The sequence below is a fragment of the Pseudoalteromonas sp. HF66 genome (genome assembly GCF_011806445.1).
GTDB lineage: Bacteria > Pseudomonadota > Gammaproteobacteria > Enterobacterales > Alteromonadaceae > Pseudoalteromonas > Pseudoalteromonas apostichopi.
The window spans coordinates 80,141-96,215 of record NZ_JAATOU010000012.1 but is presented as its reverse complement, the minus strand read 5'-3'; the positions used below and the strand labels follow the sequence as shown (position 1 = coordinate 96,215).

Annotated in this window: 14 protein-coding genes; 12 read left to right on the top strand and 2 right to left on the bottom strand. The window is 40.0% G+C overall.

Annotation, left to right across the window (positions count from 1 at the left end; all coding sequences use genetic code 11):
- Positions 1–4: 4 nt before the first annotated feature.
- From HCZ11_RS13115 to HCZ11_RS13085, 7 genes are all read left to right on the top strand, one after another.
- Positions 5–628, top strand: a complete 624-nt coding sequence (locus tag HCZ11_RS13115; protein ID WP_167658620.1) for an L-threonylcarbamoyladenylate synthase — start codon at positions 5–7, stop codon at positions 626–628.
- 41 nt (positions 629–669) lie between these two features.
- Complete coding sequence (locus tag HCZ11_RS13110) at positions 670–1,473, top strand: ScpA family protein (RefSeq protein ID WP_167658634.1); 804 nt, start codon at positions 670–672, stop codon at positions 1,471–1,473.
- Positions 1,474–1,686: 213 nt separating this feature from the next.
- A complete protein-coding gene (locus HCZ11_RS13105) occupies positions 1,687–2,049 on the top strand; it encodes a hypothetical protein (RefSeq protein ID WP_130051767.1) in 363 nt (120 codons plus the stop codon).
- A 135-nt stretch (positions 2,050–2,184) separates the two neighbouring features.
- Positions 2,185–3,036, top strand: coding sequence for a GNAT family N-acetyltransferase (locus HCZ11_RS13100; RefSeq protein WP_167658619.1), 852 nt, complete (start codon positions 2,185–2,187; stop codon positions 3,034–3,036).
- 89 nt (positions 3,037–3,125) lie between these two features.
- The gene (locus HCZ11_RS13095; protein ID WP_167658618.1) at positions 3,126–4,160 is read left to right on the top strand and encodes an acyltransferase; all 1,035 of its coding nucleotides are present in this window, start codon (positions 3,126–3,128) and stop codon (positions 4,158–4,160) included.
- Positions 4,161–4,438: 278 nt separating this feature from the next.
- Entirely contained in the window at positions 4,439–4,993 is a 555-nt protein-coding gene (locus HCZ11_RS13090; protein WP_130051765.1) for a cytochrome b, read from the top strand.
- A 1-nt stretch (position 4,994) separates the two neighbouring features.
- Positions 4,995–5,573: a YceI family protein gene (locus HCZ11_RS13085; protein ID WP_130051764.1), complete on the top strand. Its 579-nt coding sequence runs from the start codon at positions 4,995–4,997 to the stop codon at positions 5,571–5,573.
- Positions 5,574–5,605: 32 nt separating this feature from the next.
- Here the strand turns inward: HCZ11_RS13085 and HCZ11_RS13080 are convergent, their stop codons facing one another.
- Together HCZ11_RS13080 and HCZ11_RS13075 are read right to left on the bottom strand one after the other, a co-directional pair.
- A complete protein-coding gene (locus HCZ11_RS13080) occupies positions 5,606–6,466 on the bottom strand; it encodes a TIGR02285 family protein (RefSeq protein WP_167658617.1) in 861 nt (286 codons plus the stop codon).
- A 112-nt stretch (positions 6,467–6,578) separates the two neighbouring features.
- A complete protein-coding gene (locus tag HCZ11_RS13075; RefSeq protein WP_165381452.1) occupies positions 6,579–6,746 on the bottom strand; it encodes a hypothetical protein in 168 nt (55 codons plus the stop codon).
- A gap of 362 nt (positions 6,747–7,108) precedes the next feature.
- Here HCZ11_RS13075 and HCZ11_RS13070 point away from each other — a divergent pair, with 362 nt between their 5' ends.
- The 5 genes from HCZ11_RS13070 (at position 7,109) to HCZ11_RS13050 (ending at position 16,038) form a co-directional block, all read left to right on the top strand.
- Positions 7,109–7,684 (top strand): hypothetical protein, encoded by a 576-nt coding sequence (locus HCZ11_RS13070; RefSeq protein ID WP_130051762.1) that lies wholly within the window; start codon positions 7,109–7,111, stop codon positions 7,682–7,684.
- A gap of 46 nt (positions 7,685–7,730) precedes the next feature.
- Positions 7,731–8,672, top strand: a complete 942-nt coding sequence (locus HCZ11_RS13065) for an acetoacetate decarboxylase (protein WP_167658616.1) — start codon at positions 7,731–7,733, stop codon at positions 8,670–8,672.
- A gap of 8 nt (positions 8,673–8,680) precedes the next feature.
- Positions 8,681–10,912 carry an NAD(P)-binding protein gene (locus HCZ11_RS13060; RefSeq protein WP_167658615.1) on the top strand — a complete coding sequence of 744 codons (2,232 nt, stop codon included), beginning with the start codon at positions 8,681–8,683 and terminating at the stop codon, positions 10,910–10,912.
- Positions 10,913–11,054: 142 nt separating this feature from the next.
- Complete coding sequence (locus HCZ11_RS13055; RefSeq protein WP_254869147.1) at positions 11,055–13,319, top strand: TonB-dependent receptor; 2,265 nt, start codon at positions 11,055–11,057, stop codon at positions 13,317–13,319.
- 37 nt (positions 13,320–13,356) lie between these two features.
- Positions 13,357–16,038, top strand: a complete 2,682-nt coding sequence (locus HCZ11_RS13050; RefSeq protein ID WP_167658614.1) for a 7TM diverse intracellular signaling domain-containing protein — start codon at positions 13,357–13,359, stop codon at positions 16,036–16,038.
- Positions 16,039–16,075 lie beyond the last annotated feature (37 nt).

The following is a 16,075-nucleotide window of genomic DNA, read 5'->3' as shown; positions in this document are numbered from 1 at the left end:
TGTAATGAGTCAGTTTTTTCATATTCATCCAGATAATCCGCAACCACGCTTAATCAGCCAAGCGGTTGATATTATTAAGCAAGGTGGTGTTATTGTATACCCAACCGATTCGGGTTATGCACTTGGCTGCAGCATTGGTAATAAGCAAGCAAAAGAGCGCATCGAACGTATTCGTGGTATTGAAAAACACCATAATTTTACCTTGGTTTGCCGCGACCTATCGGAGCTATCTACTTATGCTCGCGTCGATAACCAGCTATTCAGATTAATTAAAAATAACACGCCGGGGCCTTATACTTTCATCTTTAAAGGCACAAAAGAAGTACCAAAGCGTTTATTAAACGAAAAGAAAAAAACCATTGGTATTCGTGTTATCGAACACCCAATCACCTGCGCTTTATTGGCTGAACTAGGGGAGCCGTTAATGTCGTGTTCTTTGATTTTACCGGGTGAGCAATATACCGAGGCTGATCCTGATGAAATTCGCGATCGCATTGAAAAGCAAGTTGATTTAATTATTCATGGTGGTTATCTTCCTGAACAAGCAACCACAGTGATTGATTTGTCGGATGATGATATTGAAATCTTACGTGTGGGTTGTGGTGATACTAAACCATTTGAAATGTAGAGACTTCGTTGACTAGCCCAGAGCTTGATGCCCCAGATAATATACAAGAGCCAGTTCAGCAAAAGCTGCCACTGGCTTTTTTGCATGGCAAAGCGGTAGTCGACAAACCTGAAGACTTATACATTCCACCTGATGCGTTAGAGATCATTTTAGAAACCTTTGAAGGGCCTCTCGATTTACTTCTGTATTTAATCAAAAAACATAAACTTGATGTACTAGAGCTCTCTATTTTTAGTATTACAGAGCAATACGTTAGTTATGTTGAAATGATGAGCGAGTTTCAGCTTGAACTGGCTGGTGAATACCTTGTGATGGCAGCGTTATTAGCACAAATTAAATCACGATTATTACTACCAAAACATGAAGAGCTTGAAGAGGAAGAAGACCCAAGAGCTGAGCTTGTAAGACGTTTACAAGAATATGAGCAATTTAAAAAAGCAGCGGAGAATCTTGATGAGATCCCTCGCGAAGGCCGCGATATCTTTGTAGCCGAAGCGCTGGTGCCAGAGTTCAGTGAACGTGAGGTACTGTTACCTGATGTTGACATGAAAGACTTACTCGTTGCGCTAAGCGACGTTATGGCCCGAGCTAAAACATTTGAACACCATCATATTACAGCAGAAGCTTTATCGACCCGTGAACGCATGAGCTTAATATTAGATAAGCTCTCAGAAGCGCAATCACAATTACCTTTTCATACTCTTTTTACCATTGAAGAGGGCAGAAGTGGTGTTGTAGTAAGCTTTATCGCTATGTTAGAGCTAGTGAAAGAAAACCTGATCAGTTGCTTTCAGGTTGATGCCAATAGCCAGATTTATATTGGTTTGGTGGAAGAAAGCGAATAGTAGCAAGCTAATCGTTTTAAGCGGTAAGTTCTAAGTTTCAAAAGCTGTACCTTCTTTCATAGCAAGTAGGTATTCACCACTCAAAAAATAGATATTTCCATACGAATGAAGCGCTTAACTAACTGAGTGTTAAATAATTGCGCCAAGGCTCAGTACCTGTTAAGTTGTTTTTCCCACGCTTCTAGGTATAAGCCTACTATTAAGGAAAATATAATGAAAAAGTTAGGAATGGTACTGTTATCTCTCGCGGCATTTGGAGCCTCTGCTGCAGAAAATTTGCAATTAGACCTTAACCTTTATTTGAATAACCAACTTGTAAAAACGCACGCAGTTAAAACTGAAGAAGACAAAATTCAAACAGTGACTGCAGATGGCATTCTTAAATTTGATGTAACCCCTTCGTTGAACAACCAAATTGTGACACTGACATCAACACTATATAAATTTGAAAATGGTTCTTACAATAAATTTCAAGAACCTAAGTTAATGGTAAACCTTGATAAACCTGCAGCGATTGAGGTTGGTACTGAGGGTGTTGAAGTTTATAGGATTGAAATAACAGCAAGTAAAATATAGCTGCTCTGAAATTTACTATACATTTTTATAGCGGCTAGATTTAGGTATGCGTTTAATAAATAGATGTATTTTGAGTGGCATCATAATACAAATAGCTATTGAGTTAGAGGCATTTCAACTTTTTAAGGAAAGCAGATGCAAAGTAAACACTTTACAATCAAAACCATGACCAAGAAGGAAGCCGAACTCATGATTGATTGGGCAGCAGCAGAGGGGTGGAATCCAGGCCTTAATGATGCTGATTGTTACTTTGCTGCTGATCCTGAAGGGTTTTTTGTTGGTTTTCTTGACGATGAGCCTATAGCGACAATTTCTGCCATTAATTACCACGATGTATTTGGCTTTATCGGCTTCTACATTGTTAAACCTGATTACCGTGGTAAAGGTTACGGAATACAAATCTGGAATGCCGCTTTAAAACGTCTTGAAGGCTTGAATATTGGCCTTGATGGTGTGGTGGAACAGCAAGAGAACTATAAAAAGTCTGGTTTTAATCTGGCCTATCGCAATATTCGCTTTGCAGGAGTAGGCGGTGGTAGGTCACCGCAAAATGCAGACATTGTAGATCTTAATGCTGTGCCATTCGAAATCATTGACGCATACGAACAGGCTTTTTTCCCGGTAAATAGGGCAAACTTTACTAAAGCGTGGTTAAGCCAACCCCAGTGCGATGCGTTTGGCATAATGAACAACGGGAAATTGGCAGGGTACGGCGTAATTCGCAAATGCCAAAACGGCTTTAAAATTGGCCCTTTATTTGCCGACTCACCAGAATTGGCCGAATCTTTGTTCCTTGCTTTAAAATCTAAAGCGAGTGCATCCGACGTTATTTTCCTTGATACGCCAGAAATCAATCAAGCTGCTGTCGCTTTAGCACAGAAATACAACATGCAGGTGTCATTTGAAACCGCCAGAATGTATACCAGCGAATGTCCGAGCTTGCCATTAAATCGTATTTTTGGTGTTACTTCTTTTGAAATCGGCTGAGTTAAATCTTATAGCTATTCAATTTCACTAGATATTCAAAGCTCGATTAAACATTAATATAAGTTCTTACATTTATCCAAGGACGTATTTTGGAAATTAGAAAACTTAACTCACTACGTGCTTTAGCTGCGCTCATTGTCTTTTTCACTCATTTTAGCGACATAACTAATTGGCTTGGTGGTGTGTTAGGAGGGGGCTCAGGGGCATATGGGGTGATGCTTTTCTTTCTTCTTAGTGGCTTTTTGATGTCTTATCTATATATAGAAAAAGGCTTTAACAAAGATAATATTGTCCGCTATTTTTCTGCTCGCTTTGCTAGAGTTATTCCTCTGTATTTAGTGGTTGTTCTTGCTTCTTACTTGTTATCGAATAATGGTAGTTCTGTTCTTTATAACATTCCTGATACCGAGACCTTATTAGCCCATTTGCTGTTTATTTATGGCGAAAGTGTTCTGTGGTCAATACCGCCAGAAATACACTTTTATTTTATATTTACACTTTTTTGGGCAATGGCGAAAAATAGAACAGGGTATATTTATCTTTCAATTTTAGCTGTAATACTATTGTTGTTCTTTACAAATTATCCACGTATTTATGGTGATATAAATGGTGTTCCATACAGTCTGTTTAGTGTATTGAGGACATTACCCTTCTTTTTTGTCGGGGTTATGTTGGGCATGAACTATCGTTCATTAACTATTCCATATTACTTGCGAAAACATTGGTTTGTATTAACGCTTGGTTTTATTCCTCTGCTGTACCCAGCATTTTCTCCCATAAATACTGCTGATAAGGTAAGAATGTGGTTGAGTTATGAAGTTCTGCTTGTAATGAGCTCTGTTTTCTTTTGTGTTGTTTTCCTCGTGCCAGACAATAATGTATTGCTCGCTAATCGATTTGGTGATTTTATCGGAAAGATATCGTACTCGCTTTACTTGCTTCATATGCCAATAATCGCAAAAGTGAACCAATTAGACGTGTCAATTGAGCTAAAACTCTTGCTATCTCTGCTGCTGAGTGTCATAGCAGCAGCTATTTCATATCAATTTTTTGAAAAACCAGTAGCAAATTTAATTCGAAAAAAAGTATCTAATCGGTCAAATTCAGCCACCAGCCCAGCTTAGCGAAACTACATTCGTTTTTACTGAAGATACATTTTTACATTGCGGTAATAAGTTCTCCATAATCTGCTAGCACCTAGCACCTAGCACCTAGCACCTAGCACCTAGCACCTAGCACCTAGCACCTAGCACCTAGCACCTAGCACCTGTTTTCCTTTTTCCTTACAACTTTTGCCTGGAGTGTGCATATACGCACAGAAGCTGTTCGTTTTACGCTATTTTCATTATATAACCCATCAGTTAATCTATATTTAGTTTCACGATTCTCATGGGAAATGAGTATGTTAAAGAATTCAAAGTCAAGTTATGGCTGGGTGGCTATCTTAGTGCACTGGTTAATGGCACTTGGGGTGTTTGGTTTGTTTGGCTTAGGCGTTTATATGGTTGAGCTAACTTATTACGACGCTTGGTACAAAGGCTCGTTGGATTTACATAAAAGCGTGGGTATTACCTTAGCGGCATTATTGTTGTTTCGTTTTGGTTGGCGCTTGTTAGGTACTCAACCTGAGCCTGTTGCAGGTAACTCGAAAGCAATGAATCGGGTTGCACACTCAGTACATAAACTGATTTATTTAGCTTTAATTGTCATTGTGACATCGGGTTATTTAATCTCAACGGCTGATGGCCGTGCAATTGAAGTATTTAATTTATTTGCTGTACCGGCAATACCAGAGTCGGTCGCAAACCAAGAAGATATTGCAGGTAAAATTCACTTTTATGCCGCGTATGGGCTAATAGCTGTGGTTGTTTTACATGCTTTAGGGGCACTAAAACATCATTTTATCGATAAAGATAAAACCTTAATTAGAATGATCAAACCATTGAAGGATGATTAACATGAAAAAATTACTATTAGGCACAGCACTAAGTGCTGCACTTTTCTCAACTGCTAACGCAAATGCAGCTGACTACGTTATTGATACAGACGGTGCGCACGCATTTGTAACTTTTAAAATTAAGCACTTAGGTTACAGTTGGTTACATGGTCGTTTTAATACCTTTTCAGGTGATTTTAGCTATGACGATAAAGCGCCGAATGCGTCTAAAATCAATGTAACGATTGAAACGAAAAGCATCGACTCAAATCATGCTGAGCGTGACAAACATTTACGTAGCAAAGATTTCTTAAATGTTGATAAGTACCCAACCGCAACATTTAAAAGTACTTCAATCAAATTTGATGAAGACGGTGATGAAGCTGATGTAACGGGTGAATTCACCTTAAATGGTGTCACTAAAACCATTACCTTTGAAATTGATAAAATTGGTGAAGGTAAAGATCCATGGGGTGGTTATCGTGTTGGCTTTGAAGGCGAAACAAGCCTAAAACTAGCTGACTATGGTATCGACTACAACCTTGGTCCTGCTTCGACACATGTTGATATAGGTTTATTTATTGAAGGCGTACGTAAGTAAGTTTATCAATGTTTAATTAATAAAAGTGCCGCTTAGTGAGCGGCACTTTCGTTTCTATCTTTTAATCTCTTTTCTAAAATTGGCTGCAAATTATCAGGTAGCCAGCGCACTAACACATCATGAAAAGCATCTGTATGAGCGATTTTCTCAAGTGTTTGATCTAATAATTTTACCGTTACCTCACCTTGCTTGTTTTTAGTGCAGCCTACATAGCCAATGCTTAACGCTGGTGCTTCAGTAAGTGTGATTTGGGTTAGTTCATCTTCAAAGCCCATGGAATGAGCAAGATAATAATGCTCGCTTGGGTAGCCAAGTAATATATCAATACGCTTTTTTTGTAGCATATAAGTCAAGCTTGCGAGGGTGTCTCTGCCGGGGCGTGAAATGATATTGGCATCATGACTTTCGTTAATCACCTTGTCGATATTAGTCCCGAAAGAGCGGCTCATTGATACCCCTAATGCAAGGTTTTCGGCTAATAATGATTTTAGTGACACAGGTTTTGTGACGTCTAACTCAAGTTTTGCGGCTAACTCTTTACGTATTGCAATAGACGGCGACAAACCTACAGTTGATGAATGTTCAGTAAACTGAATATGCTGCTTACGGTGCTCGTTTTGATATAACGACAGCATACAGTAATTATTGTGTGGGTTTGATAGTTCATGCACAGCACGACTGGCTGGCAATAAAGTGCGTTTAAATGAAACCTCAGGCAGTGCTTTTTCTAATAATTTGATCACACTTTCATCACGACCTGTGCCTTCATATTTATCATGCATGATGTAGTAGGGGGCAAAATCAACCATGATCCACTCAATGGCTTTAGGTTGCTTATTTGCATAAGCTGGCAAGGAAAAAAGTAATAGTAAAATAGACCACACACTACGCATAGTTACTACCTATTTAGGAAATAAAATATAAGTGTAGCAGGAATATAGGCTTATGCTGGCTGGTGGTGAAAACTAAAACGCCAGCTTGTTGGCTGGCGTTTATCGGTAGGGTTTAGTTGGCTTTTAACCACTTCACAAATTGGCGTGCATCACTCGCCTTTTGGAAGATGGCATTTTTTAAGCCCTGCGTGTCGCTAAAAATTACACGCTGTTTGTTTACCGAGATTGATTGCACTGGATGTGCGATTTGGATCAAAGATCCGTTGTATTTATATGACATAATAAAACTCACTTTTTCTTTTGTCTGTGTCTGTAGAGCTTTAATAGGCATTTAAAAAATACAGACCGACATTTGTTGTCTTGCTAACAGTGTCGACTAAGTTTGTGACAGTTTGGTGATGATTTGAAATTCATCAAAATGTCATTTAGTGAACAAGCTGCAAGTATTTATACGAATATGCGGGAATTACTGGATCAAGGTAAGGGGTTAACCGCGTGGTTTCTAAAAACCAGACAATCAGAGTACTGTAAGAATCAATTAAGCGCAAGGTTTATTTTTTAAACATCAAAAATAATCTCTGGATGTTTAATAGAAACAGGCGTATTGTGATTAGGCACAAAATAACAATAAGAAGTATGCTTATGAATTACCTTTTGGTATCAGATATATTCGGTAAAACAGCGCATCTATCGCTGCTTGCTCAGCAGCTTCGCGGTAAGGTTAGTCTTTGTGACCCTTACATGGGGGAAATTCAGCTCCCCATAAATGAGCAGTTTCAATATCAACATTTTATGACTCAATGCGGCCATGACAGTTATTTTGAGCTAGTGCATTTAAAAATGGCGACTGTCCGTCAGCCAACCACGATTATTGCATTTAGTGCAGGCGCTGCCGCTGTGTGGCGTGCTCAAGCAGAATTAAAAGATTCTTTCATTAAAAAAATCATTGCCTTTTATCCATCACAAGTTAGACATCATCTTGAGCTTGAGGCTAACGTTCCTTGTCGATTTATTTTTCCTCACAGTGAAGAGCATTTTGATATTAAGCCTGTGATTGCTTCATTAAAAAGTAAAGCCAAGGTGAGCTGTGAAGTAGCCGACTATGCTCATGGGTTTATGAACCCGCTATCTGAGAATTTTAATCAGCTCGGCTATCAGCAATTTACCGAACAGCTATTAAAAGAGTGTTGTAACTCAGAACTTGTCCCCAACGATTAAAAAACTGGTCTATAGTCATTACTAAACAACAATATAAGTAATGACTATGACGGACCAAACAAATTACAGCCACTTCTTATCTAACCCGGTTGCTAAACCACCTTGTCGAATGATCAACGCGCAAATGTATGGTTTTTTTGTGTCTGGCTGCGAGCAAAAAATGCAGCAGTATGTTGATGCAACTTTAAATCTACTAGCAACTGAATCAACCTCGTTTAATGTGTTAGGGAGTGCTTGTTTACTTACCTTCACTGATATCGAAAAAATTTCTTCGTTAACGCCACCGTTTTCTGAGCATGGCTGGATGCAAGAAACCGATATTATTATTTGGCTTCCAGTAGCAAAAATGCAAGATGGTGATATTAGCCATTTATATTGGTATCCGGCTTTTATTAGTGTGAATAATATCTATGCCTTAATTAATGGCAGAGAGGCTTGGGGTTACAATAAATACTTATGTGAATACCAAATGCCTACAGCTGTGAGTGATGCGGGGCCCTTTAGTATAACTTTAGAATGTTTTGATGTGTTTAACCCAGACTCTAAATTAGCGATGCATGAGCTATTAACCATTGAGCAAACACAGGCAAGTACCAAGGAAAACTTACTCGATAACTTATCGGAATTTTCTAAGCACGTAACAGACTTGTTTGATGCGCAAATTAAAGGCATTGATTTATCGCTTCTTAAACAATTATTAGACGGGTTTATTCATCCGCAGATGGATCAGATTTTATTTAAACAATTTCCCGATGGTGTAGGAGAAAAAGCGGTTTATCAAAGCGTGGTTCACTCTCCATCGTTAATCAAAAAAATTCACCAATTAAAACTTTTACACAATGATTTTAGTCTTGATGTAAAAGCGCTTGCGAGTTTTCCTTTAAATGACATGTTTGGCATCGCACTTGGCAAGCAAGTTGTTCATTTACCTTTTTACGTCAATATGGATTTTGACCAGCTTGGCGCAACACAACTGTTACCAGCATAGAGGTGACCATGGAAAAAGAAAAAATCACTATTGTCGGGGGCGGTGTTGCAGCGATGACTGCGGCTGTGTACTTAACCGAGCAAGTTAATTGGCAAAGCCAGCGCGAAATTACTGTCTATCAACAAGGCTGGCGTCTTGGCGGGAAAGGGGCAAGTGGCCGTAACGCCCATTTCGGACAGCGAATTGAAGAGCATGGTTTACATGTTTGGTTTGGCGCATACGTGAATAGTTTTCGCACCTTAGAAGGTGTATATAATTCACTCAATAGACCCGCTAGTTGTTCATTGGCTACTTGGCAGCAGGCCTTTAAACCACACAGCTTTATTGCCTTACAAGAGTTTATTGATAACGAATGGCAAACTTGGCCGATTGATTTTCCAACCGTTGCAGGTAACCCCGCTGATGGCAGCCTAGATATAACAGTGTGGGACTTTGTCACCATGACATTAGCATGGCTAAAAAAATGGACCGAAGGCATTGAGCATGTTTGTCAGCAGCAACATGCTCAAACTACGTTAGTGACTAAAAAATCACGGGATCAATCGTTACTCAAGCACATGTATCAAGAAATCAAAGCAGATATTGATACCCATTTAAATGGCGCAAAGCAGTTTATTGATGATATTGAAGCAGGCGCAACTGAAATTGCCTCGAACCCACGAACATTGATAACCCATTTGCTACAGTTCACTGAAAAGCAGGCTACGCACACCGATAATCAAGCTGATCGCTTGGTGATTTGGTATATCGTCAGAAAGTTAAAACGTTGGTTCAAAGATCAAGTCATTGATTTACTGGATGACAACCCAGAGTTGCGTAGACTTTATATTTGCGCCGATCTTGCTATTGCAATGCTCACAGGACTGATTAAAGACCAGGTCTATCGAGACGGTTTTGGCGTCATTAATTGCTACGATTTTCGTCAGTGGCTAGAAAAAAATGGTGCTAACAAAACTTACAGTGTCGATTCAGCGCCAGTACGTGGCTTTTATGATTTGGTGTTCGCTTACCCAAAAGGAGACTTTAATAAACCCAATGTTGAAGCCGGCGTTGCCGCCCTTGCCATGTTACGAATAGGCCTTTGCTACAAAGGTGGCGTGATGTGGAAAATGCAAGCTGGGATGGGCGATGTCATTTTCGGTCCAATTTATGAGCTTTTAAAGCAGCGCGGCGTTAAGTTTAAGTTTTTTCATCAGTTAACTAACTTATCGGCAGGACAAAATGACCAAGGTGAGTCGCTGGTAAGTGAAATTAAACTTTGCCAACAGGTGAGTTTAATTGGCCAAGATTATGAACCGCTTATTGATGTAAAAAAGCTACCTTGCTGGCCTAGTGAGCCATTGTATGAGCAAATCAGCCCTGAACAAGCGCACTTATTACAAGAATATCAGATCAATTTAGAGTCATTTTGGAGTAATTGGCCCGAGGTGTATCAAGAGCACTTTAGTAGCCCATTGCCAACAGTGACGCTTCGCCATGGTATTGATTTTGATACACTGATTTTAGGTGTCTCAGTTGCCTCACTTGAACATGTAGCCTCTGAACTTTTAGCTGTAGATTATGTACTTTCTCAACAAGCAACAAAAGTTCAAAGTGTGGCGACTCAGGCTTGCCAAGTATGGTTGAATAAAACCGATCCACAACTTGGCTTTAAGCAAACTAATGCCGCTGATGAAGGGCCTATTTTAAGCTGCTTTGTTGAGCCGTTTGATACTTGGGCCGCAATGGGCAATTTGCTAGATAAAGAAGATTGGCCAAGTGAAAATGCGCCAGTGAACATTGCCTATTTTTGCAGTGCGTTTAGCTGCGAAAACTACCCACCTGCCAGTGCTCATCAATTCCCAGAGCAAATGAAAGCCGAAGTCAAATTGAATATGCATAATTTGTTTAGCGCAGATATGCGGCCACTTTGGCCCGAAGCCTATATTGATAACAAGTTTGATTGGCAGGTTTTTTATAGTGATCCACACAGCATTTTACCTGTACTTGAGCAGCAATATTGGCGCGTTAATGTAGACCCTAGTGAGCGCTATGTTTTATCTGTGGTTGATTCGAGTAAATACCGCCTTGCTACAGATGGCAGTCAGTTTGTCAATTTACGCATCACTGGCGACTGGATAAAAACAGGGGTTAATGCAGGCTGTGTTGAGGCTGCTGTGATGGCCGGTATGCAAACAGCGCGGGCAATATGTGGTTGGCCAACTAAGATCAGCGGAGAGCACGCATTCGAAAAAGGTTAGTGTGAGTAAAGTTGTAAATAAGTATGCATATAAGTCATGAAATTCCATGATTTATATGCGACTTTAATTGATTGTTTGGTCTATACTTACCACTAAATTACAACAATTTAACAAGTTTCCCTCTTTTAAGGTCTAAAAGCTAATGAAGCGACCCTTTCTGAAAGATCCTAAGTTTATGATGTTGTCGAGCACCAGCTTGGCGGCATGTGTAATGGCAAGCGCTGTTGCACAAGGAGCTGAGATTGAAAAAGACATGGAAGTTATTAGCGTTTATGCACAAAAACGTCCGCAAGCAATTGAAGACGTGAGTGTAGCGGTAAGCCAAGTGGATGGCGAAATTTTAAAAGCTCAGCATTTTAAAGATTCAACTGAAATTGGTTTGTTTGCGCCAAATGTAAAAATAACCCAAAACGCCGCAGAAGGAACGCCACCTGCTGTTAGTATTCGAGGGGTAGGGTTACTTGATTACAATACGGCGAACACTTCACCTGTCGCTATGTATATTGATGGCGTTGCGGTGGGGTCTGCCAATAATCAAATTGTTAACTTATACGATATTGAACAGCTCGATATTTTACGCGGCCCACAGGGTACTTTGTTTGGGCGCAATTCTACCGGTGGTGCAATTCTGATTCGCTCAAACCGCCCTGAGTTTGATAGCTATGGTTCATTGACATTAGGCATTGCCAATAATAACGCTACTAGCATCGATGGTATGTGGAACCAACAACTATCAGATTCAAGTGCAATGCGTATTGCTGTTAACTATCAAGACTATGAGTACTCAACAAATAATATCTATACAGACTCACCAACAGCAGGTATGGAGCAAAAAAATGCCCGTGTGTCTTTTCTATCTGAGTGGGATGAGGTTGATCTTTACCTGCAAGCGCATATTGAAGACTGGGATGGTATTGCCCAGCCTGTTGGCAGTATTGGTATTGTCGCCAACCCTTTAACGGGTGAGCTGTGTTCACCAGCAGATGCAGGCTCAACACGCTGCTTTGACAACTTTGGTTTTAATGATGGCAGTGATGATTTCTTTGCGGTAAGCGTCAATAATGACTCGCCTCATAAATCTGATGGCTATGGCTTTATTGCTGAAGTAAATTGGCATTTAAACGAGCAAAGTACTTTTACAATGCTTTCGAGCTTTAACGATCTCGAAAGAAGCCATGCTTTTAATTGTGATGGCTCGCCAGCTCGCTTGTGTGAAGGAGTATTAGGGTTAGATACACATCTAATTAGCCAAGAATTCAGATTACTTAACGAATTTGCTGATTACACGTTAACCAGTGGGGTGTATTTTGCAGATGAAACAATTGAGCAAGATAATTTAAATGATATTTTGCGCGATTTTCGTGGCATTTTACCCACAAACTTAACCGCGACCTTTATCTACGATAACGAAATCGAGATGCAAAATTTGGCAGTATTTAGCCAAATTGAAGTGCCTGTCGCAGATAAATGGATGATCACCGCGGGTCTTAGATATGACTATGAGTCACTTGAGTATGACTCAATCGCCACGTTAAATACGGTGCTTGATGTGAACGACTTAGACGGTGTGCTTGTACCATTTTATCGCGTTACCGATGAGCAATCAGATAATGGCTTTAGCGGGCAATTTGCAATTAATTATCGCTATTCAGATGCAAGCAACCTTTATTATCGTTTTGCTAATGGTAGTAAAAGTGGCGGCTACAATGGCGGCTTTTTGTCATCTGAAGAACAAGCAATGTTAGCAAACTACGGCAAAGAGCGCTTAAATGCCCATGAAGTTGGCTTGAAGTCGTTCTGGCCTAGCCAGCAATTAAGAATGAATTGGGCAGCGTTTTACTATGATTATAACGACCAACAGGTGTTTATGAACCAAGCGTCAGAAACACCGCAAATGCCTCCTGTGCAATTACTTGAAAATGTTGCTGATTCAACTATTTATGGTCTTGAAACTGAAATTAATTACCAAGCAACTAAGCAATTAGCCATGCTACTTTCAGTAGGTTATATCCCCCATGCTGAATTTGAAGAATACGTTGACCCACTTGGTAACAGTATTACCGATAACCAACTGCCATTTACCTCTAAATGGAATGTTTCAGCGGGGATAAAATACGATACCAGCTTGGCGTCGTATCCGTTATCGGCCAACATTATTTACGATTATCAGTCTGAGTTCTATTTTGATCAGAATATGAATCCATATGCTCTCCAAGACGGCTTTAGCATTGTGAATGCGCATCTAAAATACGATGTTGATAATTGGTCATTTACTTTGTGGGGCAAAAATTTATTTGATACTGAATATAGTCAGTTAAAGTTCGATTTAAGTTCGTTCCTAGGCATGCTTGAAGACTTTAAAGGGGAAGGGCGTCGCTATGGCTTTGATGTTTCACTACAATTCTAGTCGTTGCCATCACCACAATGGTACAGGGGTTTTGTGAATGCGGTTAAAGCTGTATTTAAGTACTCTGCTGTTATTGTTTATATTAAGTGTTTCGGCTAATGCACAAGATACGTTTGTCTACACTGATGCTGTAGCTGATCAAAACCTCCATGATGTCGGTGAAGTGTTTATGGCGAACGATAATATGTTCCCGCAATCTGTGGCTGCGATTGATGCTTGGCGAGTCAGCAAAAAACCGCAATCTCGAATAAGCTCTGTCGGCGGTAGCTATTGGTTAATTGTTGAAATTGAAAATCAAAGTGATATCGAAGATTTAGTCCTCTATCCGTATAACACTTTGGTTTCGAAAATAGAAAGCCGCATTTATGATATATCTGATCCAAGTGCCCCGATACAGCACTTTGTAACCGGTGGGGTCGAGCCTAACCAATTTGCTTTTCACTATGGCAATCGTTTATCTCTTGAAAAAGGTAAGCACTACACGTTAATCACTTATTTTGAGAGTGACTACTTTTATACTCCCGCAAAGCTGGTATTAACGCCTTATCAAGATTATTTTCAGAACATAACCGTCGAAAATATGATCATGATGCTGTGCTTTGGGGTGGGCATTGCACTTGGTTTATATAATTTATTAATTTACTTGGTTTCCCGTGATGTTACACACCTGTATTACGCATTATTTACTGCATCCTGGGTGTTTGCTTGGAGCCATTTTTTCCATATTTCTGATCAGCTGTTTGGTTACTATAATCCTCATCTTCACTGGCTCGGCTTTGCCCTCACACCATTAACCAATATTCTGTTTTACAACAACTTACTTAAACTCAAAGAAACATTTCCGAAACTGGCGCAATTATCACTCACGGTGGGTGTAATTGCCACTTTGGGTATTCCGTTTTGTATTTTATGGCCAAGCTTTGGTTTTTATTGGTCAACGTTAGTAACGGGTGTTGCTTTATGTTTAGGCTTATACATAGGTATTCGCTGTATGCTCATTGGCTTTAAGCCAGCACGCTATTTTGTGCTGGCTTACATTGCCATGATGCTACCGAATATGGTGGGTAATTTAACTAATTTAGGCTTGCTGCCAGCTACTTCCATTAATTTATATTTATTGGGGTTGATAGGCACAGCCATGGACGCCATGTTGCTGGCGTTTGCTGTGGCCGATAAATTTAGGCTGCTTCACGATGACAACGTAGAGCTCAATAAAAATCTAGAAGAAAAAGTACATTTAAGAACCTTGGAGCTTGAAGAGCTTGCCTCTGAGCTTCGCGATGCGAATGAAGCTAAAAGTCGCTTTTTAGCGAATATCAGTCATGAGATTCGCACCCCAATGACATCAATTATTGGCTATGCAGATGGCATTATGCTCGGGGACATTAAGCCTCATGAGCGCAACCATGGGATTGGCGTTATATTGCAAAATAGCCGCCATGTTCTTGGATTAATAAACGATATACTCGATATGTCGAAGATTGAAGCCAACAAGCTAGAAATAGATTTAGTCGAAACAGACTTGTTTGCCACGATTGCCAATATTGAGTCACTTATTGGCAAGCAAATCCGTGATAAGGGCTTAAAGTTCAGTGTTGATTATCAGTTCCCGTTGCCAGACTACCTAATTACTGATCCGAGTCGATTAAGGCAAATCTTATTAAACCTAACAACCAACGCCCTTAAGTTTACTCAAGTCGGGCGTATAACCTTAACGGTGAGCTGTCATAACGATAAGTTGTCGATAAGCGTAAAAGATACCGGTATCGGCATGACAGACAAAGAGCAACAAGCTTTATTTAGTGCCTTTTATCAGGCGGATTCAAGTATTTCTAGGCAATATGGCGGCACTGGTCTTGGCCTTAATATTTCTAAAAGCCTCGCCAAAAAATTGGATGGGGATATCAGTGTTAAAAGTAATGTCGGTTCTGGCAGTGAATTTATTTTTACCATGTCGGTTTATACCACAGATAATACACGTTGGCTCAATGATATGAGTGAAGTCAAACTTGTTGAAACCTCACCGTTTAGTAAGCTTGATGCACCTGAGAACTTAAAGGGTAGGGTACTACTTGCTGAAGACCACCCAGACAACCGGCGTTTAATTGCGCGAATATTAGAGCGTATGGGGCTGACAGTGACCACCGTTGAAAATGGTAAAGACGCAGTGCAAGCAACCCTAGAAGACAGCTTTGACCTTATTCTACTGGATATTCAAATGCCGATTATGGACGGTCAAGAAGCATTAAAAATGATGCAAGCAACGGGAGTGAGTGCGCCAATCATTGCACTTACAGCTAATACCATGAAGCATGAAATTGCTCGTTATATGAAGCAAGGCTTCAATGATTTAATCGCCAAACCAATTGATAGAAACGCGTTTAGCCATAAAATTGCCAGTTACTTAGATTGCGATGAGTTAGCCGATATCAAGTTACCTGAAAAAGAATTTCAGGCGCTTAAAGATGATTATATAAAGGGCCTTGAAGAACAATATCGAGAAATGCGCGAGCAATACAAAAAGATGGACATTGATGGCTTAAGCAGAAATGTTCATATGCTTAAAGGCGCTGCAAACATGTTCGAATGTGAAATGCTCTATGTTAAAGCCGTTGCAGTAGATACTGCGCTTAAAAAAGATACCGTCACGCTCGATACGCAGCTTATTGCATCCTTATTTTGTGCCATGCAAGACGAGATAACCAAGGTAACGCATTGATTGCTTGAATAGCGGCTATTTCTTTGTAAGCACAGAC

Coding starts and splice junctions, on each gene's coding strand:
- HCZ11_RS13115 (WP_167658620.1), top strand. CDS start 5: ATGAGTCAGTTTTTTCATATTCATCCAGATAATCCGCAACCACGCTTA.
- HCZ11_RS13105 (WP_130051767.1), top strand. CDS start 1,687: ATGAAAAAGTTAGGAATGGTACTGTTATCTCTCGCGGCATTTGGAGCC.
- HCZ11_RS13100 (WP_167658619.1), top strand. CDS start 2,185: ATGCAAAGTAAACACTTTACAATCAAAACCATGACCAAGAAGGAAGCC.
- HCZ11_RS13090 (WP_130051765.1), top strand. CDS start 4,439: ATGTTAAAGAATTCAAAGTCAAGTTATGGCTGGGTGGCTATCTTAGTG.
- HCZ11_RS13085 (WP_130051764.1), top strand. CDS start 4,995: ATGAAAAAATTACTATTAGGCACAGCACTAAGTGCTGCACTTTTCTCA.
- HCZ11_RS13080 (WP_167658617.1), bottom strand. CDS start 6,466: ATGCGTAGTGTGTGGTCTATTTTACTATTACTTTTTTCCTTGCCAGCT.
- HCZ11_RS13075 (WP_165381452.1), bottom strand. CDS start 6,746: ATGTCATATAAATACAACGGATCTTTGATCCAAATCGCACATCCAGTG.
- HCZ11_RS13070 (WP_130051762.1), top strand. CDS start 7,109: ATGAATTACCTTTTGGTATCAGATATATTCGGTAAAACAGCGCATCTA.
- HCZ11_RS13065 (WP_167658616.1), top strand. CDS start 7,731: ATGACGGACCAAACAAATTACAGCCACTTCTTATCTAACCCGGTTGCT.
- HCZ11_RS13060 (WP_167658615.1), top strand. CDS start 8,681: ATGGAAAAAGAAAAAATCACTATTGTCGGGGGCGGTGTTGCAGCGATG.
- HCZ11_RS13055 (WP_254869147.1), top strand. CDS start 11,055: ATGAAGCGACCCTTTCTGAAAGATCCTAAGTTTATGATGTTGTCGAGC.
- HCZ11_RS13050 (WP_167658614.1), top strand. CDS start 13,357: ATGCGGTTAAAGCTGTATTTAAGTACTCTGCTGTTATTGTTTATATTA.